The organism is Bartonella rhinolophi (assembly GCF_036576165.1).
Lineage (GTDB): Bacteria > Pseudomonadota > Alphaproteobacteria > Rhizobiales > Rhizobiaceae > Bartonella.
Map to the genome: position 1 here is coordinate 27501 of NZ_JBAFWY010000005.1, position 21086 is coordinate 48586.

Here is a 21086-nt window from a genome sequence, read left to right on the forward strand (position 1 = left end):
AAACAGTTATAAACCGTTATAAATCACAAAAAAAAACCACACACCTAAAAGCGTAAATCCTAGACATAACCTATAATAATCGCAATGTATATGGTAAATTCTTACTGTATAAACAAGAACATAAAACCCCTACCGCAAGCAGAAACCGCTCTCGTTACAACGCTATATAGAACCCTTTTTCACAAAGAGTCAACAAATTTTTACAGAAAAAATAAAAAATAATTCCAGTACCTTATTTTGCAATCTAAACGTGTGAGAATAAAAATTTCTATCAAAATAGTACAGGTCTTAAAAAACGTAATATCCTTACATGTAAAGCAAACATTCTATAATCACCATTGCACAAACATCTTGTACACTTTATGCTTTCTCATGCAATGAATAAGGAAGGTGCAAATGCCATCTAAACTTACACGTAACCAGATGCTGGTTCTGAATATTTTAAAGAGCGCACAAAAACCTTTAAGTGCTTATGCGATTCTTGATCGCTTGCGCGATGAGGGATTACGTGCGCCCTTACAAATCTATCGTGCATTAGAAAAACTTGTAGAATTAAAATGTATTCATCGCCTTGAAAGTGTAAGCGCTTTTATGGCTTGTTTACATCCTGAAAATTGTCAACACGAATTCACAATTTTTACAATTTGTGATAAATGTAGCAAAGTAAATGAAATACAAAACCAAGCTATAGTATACAACGTTAAACAAATGGTTCAAGAAGTGGATTTTCAAGCGCACAAAAGTACCATAGAAGTACGAGGAATTTGCAAAAAATGCGCAACTATATAATATTTGATGTTAAAAAATTTGCATATTAAGCATTATATGTTATCGTTCCCCTTTATTTTAAAATTTTTATTGCCTCTGCTACACATATCATTCTCTCCTGTAGTAATAGTTTGCCCATTATATACATTGAATTGAAAGTATAAAATCCATGCCAAAACCTGAAACTGTTGTTTCAAAAAACAAGCACTTTAATAAAATAAAACAGAATAAAATAATTAATGTTTTTCTTATTATTTTTGCCCTTTGTATATTGTGGTTTGGCTATAAGTGGATGACACACTGGCGATATATGATTGTAACCGATGATGCTTATGTACAGGGAGATATTGCTACTATTGCCCCTAAATTAGCTGGATATATTGAAGAAGTTTCTGTTCAAGCAAACCAAACTGTTAAAAAAGGTGATATTCTATTCCGTTTGGAAAATGGTGATTACCAAATTGCTTTAGATCAAACAAAAGCACGCCTCGATACACAGGAAAAAACTCTTGTGCGCATTCATGCACAGATTTTAGCAGCGCGCAGTGCTTTAGATGATGCTCAAGCGCAAAAAGCTGCGGCATCAGCTATAGCAACCAATGCACAGCTTACCTTACAACGGAACACAGAACTTCAAGCTGATCGTTATGTTTCCCAATCCGATGTTGATAGGGCAAAATCAGCGTATGAACAAGCTATTGCTAATGTCACGCGGTCAGATGCACAAATAGCTGCAGCACGCGCTAATATTCAAGTGCTAGAAGCGCAACTTCATGAAACAGAAAGCCAAACGAAAAGTCTTGAGCTTATGCACGATAAAGCAAAACGTGACCTTGATTCGACTACCCTACGGGCTCCTTTCGATGGAATTATCGGAAATTTAACAGCAAAGACTGGCGATTTTGTTGTTAATGGTCAGCATCTGGCAGCATTGGTTCCCATTCACGCACTTTATATTGAAGCAAATTATAAAGAAACGCAGTTGCAAAATATTTACAGTGGGCAAACAGCTTATATTTCTATTGATGCTTTCAAAAAAAATGTTGTCCAAGGCGTAGTGCTTTCTGTTTCTCCTGCAACAGGAGCTGTGTTTTCTCTCCTACCTCCACAAAACGCTACAGGAAACTTTACCAAAATTACCCAACGTGTTCCTGTGCGGATTTCTATTCCTGAAGAAACATTAAAAAGCGGGCGAATCAAAGCTGGACTAAGTGTTTCAGTAGAAATTGATACGCGTAAAAAGCCGCAATAAAAGTCTCTTATAATAAGTTTATAATAAAAATTGCGTAATCCCAATATGGAAGAAACTATGCCTGCGTCTTCTCATCCCCAAGAGCATATAGGAATACAAAAGATTGTCGTTTTTATTGCTATGGCTTTTGGTATGTTCATGGCTATTTTAGATATCCAAATCGTTTCCTCATCTTTAGCTGAAATCCAAGCTGGTTTATCAGCCAGTTCTAATGAAATTTCATGGGTTCAAACTTCTTACCTCATTGCCGAGGTTATCATGTTACCCCTTTCCGGCTTTTTGGGTCGTTTGCTTTCAACGCGAGTTTTTTTTAGCCTATCGGCTGCTGGTTTTACTATCACATCTATCCTTTGTGCAACCGCAACATCTATTGAGCAAATGATTGTGTACCGCGCACTCCAAGGGTTTATCGGTGGCGGCATTATTCCCAGTGTTTTTGTTGCCTGCTATACACTTTTTCCTCCTTCTAAACGACCAATTGTTTCACCCATCATTGGATTGATCGCAACATTGGCACCAACCATCGGTCCAACAGTGGGAGGCTATATCAGTCATGTCTTATCATGGCATTGGCTCTTTTTCATCAATGTGCCCTTTGGAGCTATTATCTCAATTATCACTTGGAAACTGATCGATTTTGATAAAGCTGATCCGTCTTTAATGGCTAAGTTTGATTGGCTTGGCCTTATCTCTATGGCAGTCTTTTTGGGGTCTTTAGAATATATTCTAGAGGAAGGTGCACGTCATGATTGGTTACAGGATAATGTAATTTTTAGTTTTTTCATTATCATGGTTCTATCTGCAAGCGTATTTTTCTGGCGTGTTTTTACTGCAAAAGAACCCATTGTTAATCTCTCTGCTTTTGTCGATAGCAATTTTTTAATCGCATCCATTTTTTCTTTCATGCTTGGAATAGGTCTTTATGGTCTTACTTACCTTTATCCTGTTTATTTAAGTCAAGTTCGCCACTATGACGCCCTCATGATTGGAGAAACGCTCTTTATTTCAGGTTTAGCCATGGCTTTTACCGCTCCCCTTGCTGGATTTCTTTCAGCAAAAATCGATGCACGTCTTATGATGGCATTAGGGCTTGCTTGCTTTGCGTGGGGAACATGGTTGGCCACCGCTATTACAGATAATTGGGATTTCTGGGAACTCTTTTGGCCCCAAATTTTTCGCGGCGTTTCTATTATGTTGTGTATGGTTCCCATCAATAATATTGCCCTCGGATCTTTACCGCCAGAACAGCTGCAAAATGCCTCTGGACTTTTTAATCTCACACGTAACCTTGGGGGTGCAGTAGGGCTTGCTATTATCAGCACTTTTATGATGCAACGAACAGATTTTCATTATGGACAAATAGCTGAAACAGTCCACTGGGGAAATAAGCAAGCAACTGAAATACTTTCAAAGCTCACCATGTATTTTAACACTATCACTTTTGACCCACATGCCCTCGCCTTATCGCAACTTTTTAACATGGTTCGCATGCAAGCAATAGTTATGACTTTTAGTGATATTTTCTTTATGATGACTGTTCTTTTTGGCATCTTAACTTGCTTATCTATTTTTCTCAAGAAAATACCACCATCCACCGATACCTCTCCCAATCACTAAGCAAAATATGATGAATTTTGGACAGAGTTCTTTTTGAATCACTTTATGCGTACCGCATCATCTATTTATTTGTTAGCTGACTCAATAAGTTATCCTCCTTTAATGTGACCAATGTCAGCATTCTTCATCACGTTCAAAATTCTAATGTTTTAAGATAAGAATTATTCTTTTCGTGTGCCTTAAATTTATTGCATTATTTAATTTTTAAGATACATAACATGATGAAATTAAACGCGAAAAAAAACTAATAAAAATCATGTGTGGTAAATTAAAGAGATTCTCAAGTTTTGCTAAATGTTGAACTGAACTTTTCTGATATCAGTGATTTTCACTGAAGGCATATTCTCGTTGATACAATATATTCAAATAACATAGATTATTAATTTTTGTAAAAGCAATTAAAAAAAATTGTAGTTACACAATAAAAAAAATCAAAATACCTTCAGTTTTTACCACTTACAAATAAAGAATTGGCGCATCTAAAACCAGCTAAAAAATTTACCTACTTCTATTTTTGAATACGTTATCAAAACCTAGTGAGTATAATTTCAAGAAAACTTAATATCACTAAAAGTTTGAGTATTCCAAAAAACTTTGTAAATGCTCAACTGTTAACAACAAAACTGCTATTTTTCATTTAAATAAATTATGCAGCATTAATTTTCATATTTATTTTTGTATCACTATTGCAATAATGATTAATAACTAAGATGATATTGAATAGAATTTTCTTTAATAAGATATTTTGAGACTAAAACAACTCTTTATAAAAATATAAAAAATTACTAAGAAAATAAATTTACAGCAAAACAGAGATCATGCTACGCAATAAAGCTATCATCACTGACAAATTAAAACCAGACAACAAATTCTTTTAAGCAACTTTATGGTGCTGGAAAGAATCCCATCTTTGTCGCTTGCCACTCGGCACCAAAATGCCATGACATGAAGAAAGATAGTGAGGAATCAATTCTAATGCCTGAAAACGGTGTTTTTCATAAGGACCAGGCATTGCTAAATTTTTTGTGAGGCTGCTTGAAAAGCCAAAACGCTGATAAAATTCAGAATCACCTACAAGAAAAATAGCGCCGTAGCCTGATTTTTTTGCTATTTCAATTGCGTGCCGCATAAGAACTGATCCTATTCCCATACCAGAGCATTCTGTGGCAACAGCCAAGGGACCCAAAAGCAGAGCATGCTGTGTTCCATTTTGTCCTTTACGAAACCGAACATGCCAAAGACGCACACTGCCTACAAGCTCTCCAAACATATTTTTGACGACAAAAGAAAGCCCGCATGCAGCCAACCTGCCACGACGCAAAGCCTCTGATGATTTACGCTTACGCCCCTTACCCAAAGTCAAATCAAGCAAACGTTCCCGAGGAAGTTTATCAGCTTCTTGTTCAGATGTGAGTGTAAAAAATTTACCATCTTTTGTTTGAAAATTAATTATATCCATCTTTGTCACACACCCCACTACACCTTTGCCGCTACAAAAGAAAAACTCAAATCACATAAGATCGCAAAGGCTCAAAGCCATTAAATGCAACAGATGCGTAAGTCACTGTATAAGCACCAGTTCCATGAATTAACAACTCATCCCCAACTGTGAGGGATAAAGGTAACAAATAAGGTGTTTTTTCATAAAGAACATCCACCGAATCGCATGTTGGACCTGCTAAAATACAAGGCTCCATTTCCTTATCGTCATGAGGTGTCTCAATAGGATAGCGAATAGCCTCATCTATGGTTTCGGTAAGGCCATTAAATTTTCCAACATCAAGATAAACCCATCGAATATTATCATTGTCCGCTTTTTTAGATATAAGAACAACTTCTGTGCGAATAACACCAGCGTTTCCAACCATCCCACGCCCTGGTTCAATGATTGTTTCAGGAAGACGATTGCCAAAATACTTTTTTAATGAATCAAAAACAGCCGTACCATAAGTCTGCTCAGTAGGAACATCTTTCAAATAACGCGTTGGAAAACCACCCCCCATATTAACCAATTTCAACGCAATTCCTTCTTGTTCCAAGCACTTAAAAACTGTTGCTGCATCCAACAAAGCACGATCCCATGCACCAAGATCTGTCTGCTGAGACCCTACATGAAAGGAAACACCATACGCTTGTAAGCCTAATTGATGTGCACGACGCAGCACATCAACTGCCATAGCAGGAACACAACCAAATTTACGTGACAATGGCCACTCTGCACCTTTTCCATCGGTAAGAACACGACAAAAAACACGAGCTTTTGGAGCAGCACGAGCAATTTTTTCCACTTCTTCAACGCAATCAACCGCATAAAGCGAAATGCCAAGTGCATGCGCACGCGCAATATCACGCTCTTTTTTTATAGTATTCCCAAAAGAGACACGCTCAGGCGTTGCACCTGCCTTTAAAGCCATTTCAATTTCTGATACAGAAGCTGCATCAAAAGAAGATCCTAAAGAAGCCAGCAAACTTAAAATCTCAGGTGCTGGATTCGCCTTCATGGCGTAGAAAATACGGGATTGCGGAAATGCTTTTTTAAAATTTAAATAATTTTTATGAACAACATCAAGGTCAACAACTAAGTACGAACCTTCAAAACGATGTGTTGCGAGAAAATCACGAATACGTTGCGTTGCCATCTGCCAATTCTCCCAAGGGAATAAGCTTCCCCATTCTGTACGTGGACAGCACAGAGCTGCCAATAGCCAAAAGACAAAACACACACAATCCATTTTTCATCCCAATATTATTAGGAAATCAGCATTGTATGCAGTGAAAAAACAGCGCGAAAACGCGCTTGTTCTACTTTGTCTGCCTTTTTGATTGGAATTGAGAAAACTACTTCCGCACTGAAGGCAATGAGGTGTGCCTCTATAGTTATCCCAGCATTTGGACAGCTGGGAGACACCAGAAAGGCCCGACCGTCGTTGCTTCAAGATGTCCTCATTCTTTCGATTGGTCGTAAGAATGACTGGAGCGGTTAGTTCCAGGTACCGTACCGGATAATCTCACCATTTGAGAACCAGCGGACACCCACAGGCACGCGCGACTTTGGGCAAGAGTACTTATAAGATCAATTCCCCCTCATTTCAATCATTTTTTTGAACTTCAGAGATTCTTTACTTTTAAAACACAACATGATGCAAAAAAGCGACACTGCTTTCAAACAGATAAGCACCCTCACCTTCTCGTGCACAAAACAAGAAACTGAGAAGTCACTCCCTAACTTTATTAAAACACTAAAGCACCTTTTCTTTTTCAACAAAAAAGAAAAATCTGTAAACTCTAAGGCGCAACACTCTTATTGCCCTTGATGAGAGTGAGCTGCACGCAATTTTAATAATTGGAATTGCCTATGGCGTTCTCGAAAGCGCTGCCTATCGCTTTCACTGCGCGTATTATAACAAGCATCACACGAAACACCTTCCTCATAATGAGGCGACAATTTACTGTCAGCATTAAGAGGACTGCGACAACCACAACATAATTCGCGTCCACACTCTTCAAGACCATGTCCAACAGAAACACGTTCATCAAAAACAAAGCATTCACCCTGCCACAGACTCTCTTCTTTTGAAACTGTTTCCAAATATTTAAGAATACCACCTTTTAAATGATAAACTTGTTCATAACCAAGTTCACGCACATAAGCCGTTGATTTTTCACACCGAATACCACCTGTGCAAAACATAGCAATTTTCTTTTTCTTTTTTAAATCAGCTTCATGTTTTGCTACCCATGCAGGAAATTCACGAAATGTTTTAATATGAGGATCAATTGCTCCTTGAAAACTTCCAATCGCATATTCATAATCATTACGTGTATCAATTAAAAGTGTCTCTTCATCTTGGATAAGAGCATTCCAATCTTCAGGTGCCACATAGGTTCCAACAATCTTTAATGGGTCAATGCCTTCGACCCCCATTGTCACAATCTCTTTTTTCAACCGCACTTTCATACGATGAAAAGGCATTTTGGACGCCCATGAATATTTAATCTCTGGCATTTGAAATGCAGGTTCAGCATTAATAAAATTTACTAATGTCTCAATCGCAGTGCAAGAACCAGCGACAGTTCCATTAATGCCTTCTTTTGCTAAAAGCAGAGTGCCTTTAATGCCCTCTGCTTGACATAAATCCAGCAAAGGCTTCTGTAATTGACGATAATGTTTTAAATCCGCGAAGCAATAAACAGCAACAACTCTAAAATTCTTTTCCATATTCCTGCCATAACGTGCGTTTCATTCAATTTCAAGACTTATTCATTTATTCTTTACAAATTGTGCTCAACCAAACTATACTGATAACATCATTTTCTTGAAGAAAGAACATTCTTTGCCTCAAAAAAGATTACCTTTTTCATTTTTCTAAAAACAAACCAGCCACATTTATTTTTTCATTGATGATCTGTAAAGTAGCGTGCATTTAGCACACGCATCTCGTCAAAAAATTAAAAATAATTGAGACCATATAGGATATCACTTTAGTGTAAATCGCAAATACCTTCAATAAAATGAAAGCAATGACCAAAGTCCCTCATCGTTGATGCAGAAACAATTTTATAATATAGGCTAATAAATTTGGCGCACAAAAGCAAAATTCATCAAAGATACTCAAGTTATCAAAAAAATTTATCAGCCATATAAACAACCGCAAAATCACCCTTTTTTTCATGCTGTAACGCCAAAGGAATAACAGCTGTGAAAAATATTTATACCTTAAATTCCTCTCTTAAAAAATCTAGTGGCATTGCTTTTATAACTTGCCTTAGTGGCTTTCCTTCTTTCAAATCCATTTCTGTCTTATGGATGGTACTCTATAAGACAACACTGCGCATTAGTTTCAACTATCCAATATATTCCATATGAGCAATTCTTGGATAATTCCTAAATAACTTATTTAAACAAGAGCTCAAGTGTCATGGGCATATGCATTACCACAACTGTTCTTTTACCCAACAAAAGCACGTTCCACAACATAAGTAGCTGGTGCATTGTTAGCACCTTCGACAAGACCAAAAGCTTCACACATCCTTGCACAATCTTTCAGCATCGCCATGGAACCACAAATCATCACCCGATCTTCATCAGAATGAATTGTCGGCAAACCAGTCATCTCAAAAAAAGTGCCATTCTCCATAACAGTAGTAATGCGCCCCATATGTTCGGAAGGCTCACGGGTGGTCATGGGGTAAAATTTCAACTGTTGTGCATATTCACCAATTAGCGGATCTTGCTGTAAAGAGGCAACAAGATCTTTTGCATAGGTAAGCTCATCTCGTTCACGAGTTGTTTGAATAAGTATCACTTCTGAAAATTTTTCATAAGTTTCAGGATCACGGATAAGACTTGCAAAGGGAGCAACACCTGTTCCCGTTGAGAGAAGATAAAGGCGTTTTCCAGGAATAAGTGCATCAAGAACCAGTGTTCCTGTAGATTTTTTACGCATTAAAACTGTATCACCAATTTTGATTTTTTGCAGATGCTCAGTTAACGGCCCTCCTGAAACTTTGATCGAGAAAAACTCAAGCTGTTCGTCCCAAAATGGGCTTGCAATAGAATAAGCACGATAAATTGGCTTTTCTGCATTCGGCAAACCGATCATGACAAATTCGCCAGAACGAAAACGAAAGCTTTCTGGACGATTCAGACGAAATTTAAACAAATGATCTGTATAATGACGAACTTCCTGAACAGTCAATGCAAACACATTTTCAGGAATTGGAAAGTTTGATACAACGTCGCTAATATTTGACTGAACTGTAGTGGCAGACGTATTCATAAACTTTTCCTTATATTTTTATCTAAACTGAAGCTCACATCTTTAAAATGATATAATACTCATAAAACTATCTGCCAATATTTCTCCTAAAATATCAACCTCTCAATTAACATTTTTGTATCAAAATTCACCATAATAGAAAAACTGAAATAAAAGGGTATCATGTAAAATAATAGAAATGATTGCCTTATTTATTAAAGGATGACCTCGTTATTCCTCAAAAATATATACCACTCTACAGTTTTTCAGAATATTCTAAAATATGCTTCTCATAATATCCGAATAAGACAGAAAATCTCCAACAAAACCCAGAAAAACTATGCACATAACACCAATCGTACCATGCATTGTTAGTAAAGATGGGGAAAACACAACATAAGCATTTTGAAAAATTAAAACATGAAACATTTAAGTATGAATAATTTGGTAGCGTTTATTTTTATAAAAAGAGGAGATGAAATTTCGTGATAAGTTTTTGATAATAGAAATGGCTTAACTTATAATATCACTAAAACGATACAAACAAAGAGTAAGGTGTCTACTGACTATATTTGAAAGCAAGTATTTTACATTAAAGAATTGCTTCCATGATGCATAATTGCGTATAAACTGCTAATAATGTTGAAAATAAAAAGCAATATTCGCATCCCTTCCGCATATCGTAGAAACGCGTAGCAATAACCAAAGGGAACTTGGTGTCTTATCGACACAGATAGGGTTTTAAAATGAACAAATCCGCTCATAATGAAACAAGTGCGTCATTTCCTTATGCAGCTGTAGCAACCATTGATGTTGGTGCTCTTGTCGCTAATTATACAACCCTCGCCCAACATGTTGCTCCCACAGAATGTTCAGCAGTTGTAAAAGCAAATGCCTATGGGCTTGGTGCTGACCAAATTGCTCCCGCACTTTATCAAGCTGGTTGCCGTACTTTTTTTGTAGCGCAAATTGCAGAAGCATTCCAATTAAAAACTATTTTACCATCAGATGCTACAATTGCTCTTCTGAACGGACTTCCTCACATGGCAGAAGAATTTGTAGCGCACTCTGGTATTGTCCCTGTTTTGAATTCTTGGAATGCAATTGAAAGTTGGCAAACTCTTTGTCAAAAAAAGGATAAAAAATTTCCCGCAATTGTTCAAATCGATACCAATATGAACCGATTAGGACTCGATAAAAAAGAATTACAACAGCTTATCAAACAACCTACCCTTTTTGAAAAAGCAGAAATAAAGTACATTATCAGTCACCTCGCTAATGCAGATAATAACACACATTCATCCAATTATGCTCAATTGGCATCTTTCAAAACCGCACTTACACAACTGCCCATCTGCAAAGCTTCATTTGCCAATTCTGGAGGCATTTTTCTTGGTTCAGATTTTTATTTTGACCTTGTTCGCCCAGGGATCGCACTTTATGGAATCAATCCCCATGGAAACCACCCAACGCTCCTTAAACCTGTTTTAAAACTTGAAGCTCAAGTCATTCAAAGTCGTGAAAGTGATGCAGGAGTCCCCGTTGGTTATGGAGGAAGTTTTATTACTCGCAGGCCAAGCACTCTTACGATCATTTCTGTTGGCTATGCCGATGGCTGGCTACGTGCTCTTTCTAATAAAGGTGCCGTTTATTTCAACGGACACAAACTCCCCATTGTTGGCAACATTTCCATGGATTCCATCATTGTTGATTCTACCGATCTTGAATGCAAAAAGCCTCAAAGAGGTGATTGGATCGAACTCATCGGAACAAATCAAACTGTCGAACAAGTGTCTGAAAATGCCAATACTATTCCTTATGAGATTCTCACTTCTCTAGGTTCTCGCTATAAACGCATTTACATTTAGAAGCACCAAAAAATGAAACGATGAAAATCATCATCTTGAAAAGTAGCATAATAAATTTTTTCGCAAAATATTTTGCGACAATCAACGGCAACTCTTGCTCATACCCCTTCTTCAATATTTTATTCATCAGTGTTTTTCATGAAAACACTTCACAGAACAATAGAAATGGAAATCATCAATTTGCTTTAAGAGTATTACCAAAAAAACAACAACCCATAGAGGGTAATATCACCAAATTTATATGAAGAAGAAAAAAAGCCCACACAAAATGTGTGAGCTTTTTTCAGTACAAATAATAAATTTTAATACGTATTTCCCAATGGCGGACAAGAACAAATAAGCATTCTATCCCCCGCAACATTATCAATACGAGAAACAGGAGGCCAATATTTATTCGCTGGATCAAGAGAGCGATTAGGAAAAGCAGCCTCTTGTCGCGAATAAGAATGCGCCCAAGCATCATCTAGAGTATCTATCAATGTATGTGGTGCATTTACCAATGGATTATCTTCTTTTGACCAAACCCCCGCACCGACTTTTTTAGCTTCTTCAGCAATCGATAGCAAAGCATCACAGAAACGATCAATCTCTGCCTTTGGCTCTGATTCAGTTGGCTCAATCATCAAAGTTCCAGGAACTGGAAACGACATCGTTGGCGCATGAAATCCATAATCAATCAAACGTTTTGCGATGTCATCAACACTAATCCCATATTGGTCTTTCAACACGCGTGTATCGACAATACATTCGTGAGCAACACGCCCATGTTTGCCCCGATAAAGAATAGAATAAGCTTGTGCAAGACGCGCCGCAATATAATTAGCATTTAAAATTGCTATTTGCGTTGCGTATTTTAAGCCATCCGCTCCCATCATCCGAATATACATCCATGTAATAACAAGAATGGATGCACTTCCATAAGGAGCTGCCGAAACCGCATGCGTCGTCCCATCTTGTGCATGACCTGGTAAAAATGGCTTGAGATGTGCTGCAACTCCAATCGGACCAACACCAGGACCACCGCCTCCATGGGGAATTGCAAATGTTTTATGCAAATTCATATGGCAAACATCTGCGCCAATATCTGCCGGACGTGCAAGCCCCACAAGTGCATTGAGGTTTGCACCATCAAAATAAACTTGTCCGCCATTTTCATGAATAATAGAGCAAATATCTTTAATACTTTCCTCATAAACACCGTGTGTTGAGGGATAGGTAATCATTAAAGCTGCCAGATGATCTTTATGCAATTGCGCTTTCATTTTGAGATCATCAATATCAACATCACCATCGCTTAAGCATTTCACCACAACGACTTTCATTCCTGCCATATGAGCTGAAGCTGGATTGGTACCGTGTGCTGACGCAGGAATAAGACAAACTGTACGTTGATGTTCCCCACGCGATTGATAATATCGGCGTATTGCCAAAAGCCCAGCATACTCGCCTTGAGCACCAGAATTTGGCTGAAAAGATACTTGCGAAAATCCTGTGATTTCACACAACCATGCATTCAACTGACTCATCATTTCTTGATAACCTACCGCATCCTCTTTAGGAACAAAGGGATGCATATGAGCAACTGTAGACCAGCTCATAGGTATTAATTCAGCTGCTGCGTTCAACTTCATCGTACAAGAACCAAGCGGAATCATTGCTCGATCCAATGCTAAATCCTTATCCGATAAACGACGCAAAAAGCGCATCATATCTGTCTCTGAATGAACCGCATGAAAAAATGGCTGCGAAAGAAAAGCAGCATCACGTTCTTTTCCCCAAAACCGTGGAGAAACCTGATCAACTAATTGTGCACCAAAAAGCTCAGCTAAAGCGCAAGCATCCTCTTTTGTTGACAATTCATCAAAATTGATCACAACCGTATCATCATCAAGAATCCGGATAAGACGCCCACCCATTTTTGCTTGAGCAGCAATCTCTTGAGCTTTTCCCTTCACAACAATGCTTACACAATCAAAGAAATATTCTCCTTCACAAGAAATCCCTGCTGCCTCTAAACCACCAACAAAGCAGCATGTTAAATGATGAACCCGTTGCGCAATTGCCCGTAAGCCTTGCGGTCCATGCCAAACAGCGTAAGCTGTTGCCATATTTGCCAGCAAAGCCTGTGCTGTACAAATATTCGACGTCGCTTTATCGCGTCGAATATGTTGTTCACGTGTTTGCAGCGCTAAACGAAAAGCAACGCGTCCCTTTGTATCCACTGATTGACCAACAATCCGCCCTGGGATTAAGCGCGTTAAAGCATCACTGACTGCAAGGTAGCCAGCATGAGGACCACCAAACCCCATTGGAACCCCATAACGCTGCATAGAGCCGACAACAATATCAGCACCCCATTGAGCAGGCGGTTCCATAAGAGTAAGCGCCAAAGGATCTGCAACAACGATTACCAGCGCTCCTTTTGCTTTTGCCTCTTTAATGACGTTTGTGTAATCGTTAAAAGTGCCTTTGGTATCTGGCCAAGATAACACAATCGCAGCTGTCTCAGAACAAATCTCACTCTTTTCATTTATCTGAATGCCCTGTGTTTGGGCACGTGTTTGCGCAACACTCAAAATTTGAGGATGCAAAAGACTTTGAAGTGAAATTTTTGTTTTTTTCTCACGCGCAAAACGCACAGCTATGGCATTAGCTTCAGCTAAAGCGGTTGCCTCATCAAGAAGTGAAGCTGCTGCAACAGGCAAACCAGTTAATTCACTAACCAATGTCTGAAAATAAAACAAAAGCTCTAAACGACCTTGGCTAATTTCTGCTTGATAAGGTGTATATGCAGTATACCAAGCTGGATTTTCAAAAAGATTCCGCAAAATAACGGGAGGCACATATGTTCCATGATACCCCTGCCCGATAAAACTTTTATACAGATGATTTTGTCCCATAATCTTGGATAGCTCTTCTAAAGCTTGTCCTTCACTGGCTGCTTTTGGCAGATTCAGTGGACGCCCTAAATGAATAGACTGAGGAACCGCTTGAGAAATTAATGTATCAATGGAATCAAGCGCTAAAACATCAAGCATGTTTTGTATTTCATCAAAGCGAATTCCAGTATGTCGAGAAAAAAAACAACGTTCCTGCATAGCACTCATCCAATCAGTGCTTTATAAGCAGTCTCATCCAGCAACCCTTCAAGCTGCGTTTCATCCTGTAATTTCATTTTCCATAACCAACCATCTTGTTCGGCTTTCTGATTTACCAGTTCAGGGGTATTTACCAATGTCTCGTTAATTTCAACCACTTCACCATCAAGAGGAGCATAAACATCTGAAGCCGCTTTAACCGATTCTACAACAGCAGCAGAATCTCCCTTGGAAAGTTGTGTTCCAGTTTGCGGCAAATCAACAAAAACTAAATCACCCAACTGCTCCTGAGCATAATGCGTGATACCAATCGTGACTACTTCCCCTTCAACGTTGAGCCATTCATGATCTTGTGTAAAATAAATTTTAGCCATAAAAATTATCCTTTAAAATAACGTTGTTCAACAAAAGGAAGTGCATGAACAGATAGCGCAATCTTTTTGCCACGTAACTGAGTAAACACTTGCGTTCCTACACTTTTCCAATCAACAGGAACATAGCCCATCGCTACAGGACCATCAAAAGATGGACCAAAACCACCTGATGTGACTATTCCAATTTGATTTCCCTCATCATCTAAAAGTACCGCACCTGCACGAATCGGTTGGCGCGTTTGCGGCTTTAAACCAACACGACAGCGAGAGGGGCCTTTTTGGAGAGCTTCAAGAAAAGCTTTCGCTCCATAAAATTGTGCTTTTTCTCGAACATTTTTGGGAACCGCCCATGTTAATGCAGCATCAATGGGTGTCATATCAGGTGTAATATCGTTACCATGCAAGCACAATCCCGCTTCTAACCGAAGACTGTCGCGCGCGGCAAGACCAATCCACGCAACACGAGAATCACTGAGCAATTTTTCTACCAATGCATGCGCTTGATCTTCTGGAAGAGCAATTTCAAAACCATCTTCTCCTGTATAACCAGAACGCGTCATAAACCAATCTTGTTGTGGCTCAAACCCTTGCATAAACAACAATTCATTACCAGACAAACCTGCATCAGCTATAACAGCTGCAGCTTCTGGACCTTGAAGAGCAAGCAACACCCTTTCAAGGGCAATCACTCGACATTCAAAGCCAATAGCACGTCTCTCAAGTTCAGCAAGATCAGCTTGTGCATTCCCAGCATTTGCTACCAACATAAAACGATATTCTGCCAAACGCGTAAGAATAAGATCATCAAGAATGCCAGCTTGCTCATTAAGTAAATAGCTATATCGTGATTGACCTATCTTAAACAATGCTGCATCAACAGGCAAAGCATAGGATAAAAATTCAGCAGCTTGTGCTCCCTCAACGGTAATAAGTTTCATATGAGAAATATCAAAAAGGCCTGCATGAGCACGCGTATGAAGATGTTCTTTCAAAACACCAAGAGGATAAGTTAGAGGCATTTGCCAACCAGCAAAAGCACCAAATTTTGCCCCAGCTTTTTCATGCATTTCGTGTAAGGGAAGTCTTTTTAAAGAAGATGTTTCAAATTGTTGTGACGTGCCCATAATATCTCCAAAGTTGCGTACACTTCCACACGGTTGTGGTTGATCTCTGCACCCCTCTGTCACAAACCTGAGAGACTCGCGAAAAGAACTTTCGCTTACACCTTCGGTGCGGGCTTTCCGACTTTCCAGATATGCCTTTCTTCTTTTACGGTCCTTAAAGCCTGAGAGATTATGGGCTGTTTTCCCCTTCGGCGGCAGGTGCGAAAGCTTGCAGTCTGCACTCTCCCGCAAAAGAATAAAAGAAGCAATAATGCTCTTTTCGACATGTTTTTGTCTATAAACTATCTTTTTTATACTGTCATCAGCAAAATGAAGAGAGCACTTTAATTTTTATACTTGCATAGATTATTTTAAAGAGCTTATAATATTATTTATGCGCATGATAAAAACTGTAGGTAGCAACGCTTCGGTAAACAAGGAATTGCAGAAGCTGCAAATAAAAACACTGTTTAAGAACAATGCAAAATTTCGCAGATTAAAAGGATCAAATAAGGAGTATCTTCTCTTTTGCATGATCCAACCGTAACTACAGAATTTGTATCTTTTAGCAGTAAATACTTAAAGGTAGGTATGGTCTTCGCGCGCAATAGGTTGGTTTTTCTTATCGCGAACAGTGTCATAAACTGTGGTTATTTATGTGCCAAACCTCATCAAATAAAGGTTACATAACACTCATGAAAGCTGGCAATATCTATTATAATTGCGAAAACGATCTACCAAAACAAATTGCTCTTTTCCCTTTAGAAGGTGCACTTTTACTTCCAGGCGGTTTTTTATCGCTCAACATTTTTGAACCAGAAGCTCTCAAACTAGTTGAAGATGTTATGGTATCTAATCGTCTATTAGGTATCATTCAACCACTTTCATCAAATACAGACTGTCTCCCCACACAACTTTATAAAACAGGCTGTATAGGCCGTATCACAAACTACAATGAAACAGGGAATGGGCGGCTTCTCATTATATTACAGGGGATTTGTCGCTTCACCTTAGAACAAGAATTGATGCAGACAAAGCCCTATCGCGTTGCTCTTATTAAATCAAATATAAACGATCTACAAGAACCAGACATTCCAGAAGGCATTAATCGAGAAAACCTGTTAAATATTGTTGAGAAATATCTTACCACACATGAAATAGAATATAATTGGAGCAGTATCATACAAACGCCTACGCCCATATTGGTTAATGCTTTCTCAACTCTGATCCCTTTTACACCAGCAGAAAAACAAGCCTTACTGGAAGCTCCAGATATTGAGGTTCGCGCCCAAACTCTTCTTGCTTTAACTGAACGCTCACTCATGAAACAAACAGGCGCATATTGCTATCTCAATTAATGGATTTTAAAATATGAAAAAAACAGTCACTGATCCTAAAATGCTCGAACTGCTCGTCTGTCCAATGACAGGGGGAACACTTTCTTTAAACCAAAAAACACAGGAGTTAATTTCACTTAAAGCAAAACTTGCTTATCCTATTCGCAATGGTGTTCCCATCATGCTTGCCTCAGAAGCACGTCCTTTGCGGCATAATGAAAAAGAAGCGTATAAAAAATAAACAATTTTCATGAGATTTTTCTTTTGTAAAAAGCTGTTATCGATGAGCTGTACGCAATAAATATTCGTTGTTCATCTCATTTTGTTAGCACTTCTCACTTTCAGAAAAGAAATGCAGAAAAGTTATAGCATTTTTGCAATTTAACTTAAAAAATTTCTTTTCCCAGCAAAAATGTCAAAATTGAAACTAGGACAAAAATATTGCAAACTTATTCCTCATACTCCCTATGTTAAATAAAAATCTCCATTTTGGTTTTTCATATAAAAACCGATATTGAAAACGCAAAACGCAATCATTGCAAAATTCAAATTTCCTAAGAAGAACAATTGACAAAAGATAAGCAGTTTACTAGATTGAAGCACTGTTAAGGAGGTATTCATACCACTTGGCATCAATATTCAAGCTTTCTCAACTCTAAAAAAATAAAAGGATGGTGCATTCAAAATGTACCTCCTTTTTGGAGATATGAGTTATAATGAATGTGCATAAAATTAAATCTATGAAAACCAACAATATAATTTAGTATTCCTTTGCAAACTCGCCCTCTCTTGAGTATAGCTTGGGGAAGACAAGAGGAGAGACAGGAGTGAAAAGGAATGAGTTTTAAAGTTGCAGTTGTCGGCGCAACTGGAAATGTTGGTCGTGAAATGCTCACAATTCTAGAAGAACGTGGTTTCCCTGCTCATGAAATCGTTCCTTTGGCATCACGGCGTTCATTAGGACAGAGTGTGTCTTATGGTGATAAAACTTTAAAAGTAAGAGCACTTGATACGTACGATTTTTCCGACACAGACCTCTGCCTTATGTCTGCGGGAGGGGACATTTCTAAACAATATGCTCCCAAGATTGGCTCTGCTGGCTGTGTAGTGATCGACAACTCGTCTACTTGGCGTTATGATACAAGTGTCCCGTTAATTGTGCCTGAAGTGAATGCTCAAGCTATTGGTGGATTTTCTAAGCGCAATATTATAGCCAACCCCAATTGTTCAACAATTCAGCTTGTCTTAGCTTTAAAACCTCTCCATGATGCAGCTAGCATTAAACGCGTTGTTGTATCCACTTATCAATCGGTTTCTGGAGCTGGAAAGCAAGGAATGGATGAATTATTTGAACAATCACGAGCAGTTTTTGTTGCCGATCCAATCGCATCGAAAAAGTTCACCAAACGTATTGCCTTTAACGTCATTCCTCATATCGACGTCTTCATGGAAGATGGTTATACAAAAGAAGAATGGAAAATGGTGGTTGAAACGAAAAAAATTCTTGATCCTAAGATCAAATTAACAGCTACTGCCGTGCGAGTGCCTGTCTTCATCGGTCATGCTGAAGCCGTTCATGTTGAGTTTGAAACACCACTAAGCGCCAATGAAGCACAAACACTTCTGCGCAACGCACCTGGCTGCCAGCTTATTGATAAACATGAAGATGGCGGCTATATCACTCCCTATGAATGCACAGGAGAAGATGATACCTTTATTAGTCGTGTTCGTGAAGATATTACCGTCGAAAATGGTCTCGCTTTCTGGATTGCTGCAGACAATTTAAGAAAGGGAGCAGCATTGAATGCAATTCAAATTGCTGAATTACTCATTGCTCATAATTTAATAACCCCAAAGTCGGCGCCTTAAACAAAAAAGCAGCGTGAAGCAACAATGTCTCCCGCTGCCGTTTTTTCCCTAGCTCAACAATAGTGTGTTCTTTATCTTGATGGAGCAGGATAAGTTATAACACGGTAACGTGTTTCATTGCGTTCAAAATTTTTAAAATTAACATTGTCAGGGAACAACGGGTTATAAGCGGTCACGTGTTCCACAGATATACCATGTGCTTTGGGTGACGGATTCAAAATTGTCCGCTCATCCCTTTTCTTTACACCTGTAGCATCAACAACCACATCTACTCTGTATTGTTGCACTTGTTTGCGCATTTTTTTAGGCATTGTGGTTGTTTTTAAAAGGGGAACGATCTGATTTACTTTTTCCTTTTGTATTTTTATCATAGCGTTTGGTTGCACGCGCATAGGTACGAAAGAAATCGTAGGAACATTGTTGACATTTAAATAACGTGCAAATGCCCAGCCATCTCTCCCATTATGATGAATTGAACACCAAGTTTTATTGGATAAACAGCCATTAATTTTTACTTTTGCTCCAGTTGGAACTGTTGCTATAGCTTTGTAAGTTGTGGCTGGACCTGTGCGTAAAACTACATGACCTGATTCTATATAGGCAACGGTTCCAGCAACCGCATGAGATGTAGACATTCCAAGTCCTGACCCGACCAAAAACAACGAAATCATTGTGGTTGATAAAAAACTCTTGTTTAACATTCTCTTTTCTTCCTCTCCATAATGTGAGGGACAAAATATTTGCCTTTGCAAAGATTTGCCGCATTGCAATAGAGTGGGAATCAATTCTTGATTTTCTTGAAGCCCCACCACATTTTGAGCACAACTCTCTTACTCTTTCCCCTACCGCTTTATCTGATGCGGTCTATTTTTCTTGATTGCAGTGTTCCCTTTATGAATTTACTGCTTTCAACAACGTAATCTGATCGTCTGTTTATTCAGACAATCATCATGTAAAGAAGTTTTGAAATTGCCATTGGTTCCCCAAAAAAATTATTGCAACACAAAAATTTATTGTCTGAATTTGGAAAAATAGTCTCTGACTGATATATTGCTGTATATAAAGAGTGCGCGCAAAATTTAAGAGAAAATAATATTTTGAGAATAAAAATGATTGAATATTTTATGAAGCTTTTATACTCTTGTACCTCTCCAAAATCGTACAGAATATATTGAATCTTCTCTTAAAAAAAATCCCTTAGAGAAAAAGACAAACACACATGACATTAAAAAAGTTATTCCAGAGTGCTACTATCGGGTTACTCCTTTCCCTTTTAGCACTTTTCTTGTCTGCTGCCCTTTCCATGGCAAAGGACAAATCAAACATCAAACTCGGTGTTATGGAAGGAGAGGAAGCTGTCATTTGGAAAGTTGCCGTTCAGCAAGCAAAAGAAAATGGTTTAAACATTGAACTTATTTATTTTTCTGATTACACCGTACCAAATGATGCCGTCCATGCAGGAGATATTGATGCAAATGCCTTTCAGCACACGCCTTATCTTAACAATCAAATTGAACAGCATGGCTACAAACTTTCAATTGCAGGGTACACATTTGTTACCCCAATGGGTATCTATTCGCACAAAATCAAAGAGATAAAAGAACTACAAAATGATGCAAATATTGGCATTCCTAATGATCCGTCCAATGGTGGAAGAGCTTTACTTCTTCTTCATTCTCTAGGTCTTATTCAATTAAAAGATCCTCATAATATTCTCGCATCTCCACTTGATATCATTGAAAATCCTAAAAATTTGAGAATTCGTGAATTAGATGCTGGCATTTTAGGGCGTGCAATTGACGATTTCGATATCGTGATTGTAAATACAAACTGGGCTTTGACAACTGGATTAGACTTACAAAAAGATGCCATTGCATGGGAAAAAGCAGAAAATAACCCTTATAATAACATTATCGTCGTACGTACTGCTGACAAAGATAAGCCATGGGTTCAAAAATTGGTTGCTGCCTACAATAGTGAACTTGTCCGTGCAAAAATAAAAGAAATTTTTGGCATAGCAGCCCAAACATCTTGGTAATTG

The 21086-nt window shown here is 38.3% G+C and carries 16 protein-coding genes and 1 riboswitch; of the genes, 8 read left to right on the forward strand and 8 right to left on the reverse strand.

The features are described from left to right. The first annotated feature begins 396 nt into the window (after positions 1–396). From V5N67_RS04335 to V5N67_RS04345, 3 genes are all read left to right on the forward strand, one after another. Positions 397–789, forward strand: a complete 393-nt coding sequence (locus V5N67_RS04335) for a Fur family transcriptional regulator (RefSeq protein ID WP_332060678.1) — start codon at positions 397–399, stop codon at positions 787–789. A gap of 148 nt (positions 790–937) precedes the next feature. Then, complete coding sequence (locus tag V5N67_RS04340) at positions 938–2020, forward strand: HlyD family secretion protein (RefSeq protein WP_332060679.1); 1083 nt, start codon at positions 938–940, stop codon at positions 2018–2020. A gap of 57 nt (positions 2021–2077) precedes the next feature. Then, the gene (locus tag V5N67_RS04345; RefSeq protein WP_332060680.1) at positions 2078–3637 is read left to right on the forward strand and encodes a DHA2 family efflux MFS transporter permease subunit; all 1560 of its coding nucleotides are present in this window, start codon (positions 2078–2080) and stop codon (positions 3635–3637) included. 874 nt (positions 3638–4511) lie between these two features. On the opposite strand, the gene V5N67_RS04350 is transcribed toward V5N67_RS04345, so the two are convergent. The 4 genes from V5N67_RS04350 to V5N67_RS04365 form a co-directional block, all read right to left on the reverse strand. After that, positions 4512–5096: a GNAT family N-acetyltransferase gene (locus tag V5N67_RS04350; protein WP_332060681.1), complete on the reverse strand. Its 585-nt coding sequence runs from the start codon at positions 5094–5096 to the stop codon at positions 4512–4514. 46 nt (positions 5097–5142) lie between these two features. Then, positions 5143–6276 carry a type III PLP-dependent enzyme gene (locus tag V5N67_RS04355; RefSeq protein WP_332060730.1) on the reverse strand — a complete coding sequence of 378 codons (1134 nt, stop codon included), beginning with the start codon at positions 6274–6276 and terminating at the stop codon, positions 5143–5145. Positions 6277–6938: 662 nt separating this feature from the next. Next, entirely contained in the window at positions 6939–7856 is a 918-nt protein-coding gene (gene trhO, locus V5N67_RS04360) for an oxygen-dependent tRNA uridine(34) hydroxylase TrhO (RefSeq protein ID WP_332060682.1), read from the reverse strand. A gap of 730 nt (positions 7857–8586) precedes the next feature. Further along, the gene (locus V5N67_RS04365) at positions 8587–9417 is read right to left on the reverse strand and encodes a ferredoxin--NADP reductase (protein WP_332060683.1); all 831 of its coding nucleotides are present in this window, start codon (positions 9415–9417) and stop codon (positions 8587–8589) included. A gap of 725 nt (positions 9418–10142) precedes the next feature. On the opposite strand from V5N67_RS04365, the gene alr reads away from it, so the two are divergent. Further along, on the forward strand, positions 10143–11264 hold the full coding sequence (alr, locus tag V5N67_RS04370) for an alanine racemase (protein ID WP_332060684.1): 1122 nt from the start codon (positions 10143–10145) through the stop codon (positions 11262–11264). 302 nt (positions 11265–11566) lie between these two features. Here the strand turns inward: alr and gcvP are convergent, their stop codons facing one another. From gcvP to gcvT, 3 genes are read right to left on the reverse strand one after another with little or no spacing between them, the layout of a single operon-like run. Continuing rightward, positions 11567–14362: an aminomethyl-transferring glycine dehydrogenase gene (gene gcvP, locus V5N67_RS04375; protein ID WP_332060731.1), complete on the reverse strand. Its 2796-nt coding sequence runs from the start codon at positions 14360–14362 to the stop codon at positions 11567–11569. 5 nt (positions 14363–14367) lie between these two features. Further along, complete coding sequence (gene gcvH, locus V5N67_RS04380) at positions 14368–14736, reverse strand: glycine cleavage system protein GcvH (protein ID WP_332060685.1); 369 nt, start codon at positions 14734–14736, stop codon at positions 14368–14370. A 5-nt stretch (positions 14737–14741) separates the two neighbouring features. Next, a complete protein-coding gene (gene gcvT / locus V5N67_RS04385) occupies positions 14742–15860 on the reverse strand; it encodes a glycine cleavage system aminomethyltransferase GcvT (protein ID WP_332060686.1) in 1119 nt (372 codons plus the stop codon). A gap of 138 nt (positions 15861–15998) precedes the next feature. Next, a riboswitch (glycine riboswitch) is annotated at positions 15999–16098 on the reverse strand. A gap of 436 nt (positions 16099–16534) precedes the next feature. Here gcvT and V5N67_RS04390 point away from each other — a divergent pair. The 3 genes from V5N67_RS04390 to V5N67_RS04400 all read left to right on the forward strand — a co-directional run bounded on the left by V5N67_RS04390 (position 16535) and on the right by V5N67_RS04400 (position 19045). Further along, complete coding sequence (locus V5N67_RS04390) at positions 16535–17197, forward strand: LON peptidase substrate-binding domain-containing protein (RefSeq protein ID WP_332060687.1); 663 nt, start codon at positions 16535–16537, stop codon at positions 17195–17197. A gap of 13 nt (positions 17198–17210) precedes the next feature. Next, the gene (locus V5N67_RS04395; protein WP_332060688.1) at positions 17211–17417 is read left to right on the forward strand and encodes a Trm112 family protein; all 207 of its coding nucleotides are present in this window, start codon (positions 17211–17213) and stop codon (positions 17415–17417) included. Between the two features lie 596 nt (positions 17418–18013). After that, a complete protein-coding gene (locus V5N67_RS04400) occupies positions 18014–19045 on the forward strand; it encodes an aspartate-semialdehyde dehydrogenase (RefSeq protein ID WP_332060689.1) in 1032 nt (343 codons plus the stop codon). Positions 19046–19116: 71 nt separating this feature from the next. Here the strand turns inward: V5N67_RS04400 and V5N67_RS04405 are convergent, their stop codons facing one another. Further along, positions 19117–19746, reverse strand: coding sequence for an SH3 domain-containing protein (locus V5N67_RS04405; protein ID WP_332060690.1), 630 nt, complete (start codon positions 19744–19746; stop codon positions 19117–19119). 518 nt (positions 19747–20264) lie between these two features. Here V5N67_RS04405 and V5N67_RS04410 point away from each other — a divergent pair. Further along, a complete protein-coding gene (locus tag V5N67_RS04410) occupies positions 20265–21083 on the forward strand; it encodes a MetQ/NlpA family ABC transporter substrate-binding protein (RefSeq protein WP_332060691.1) in 819 nt (272 codons plus the stop codon). Positions 21084–21086 lie beyond the last annotated feature (3 nt).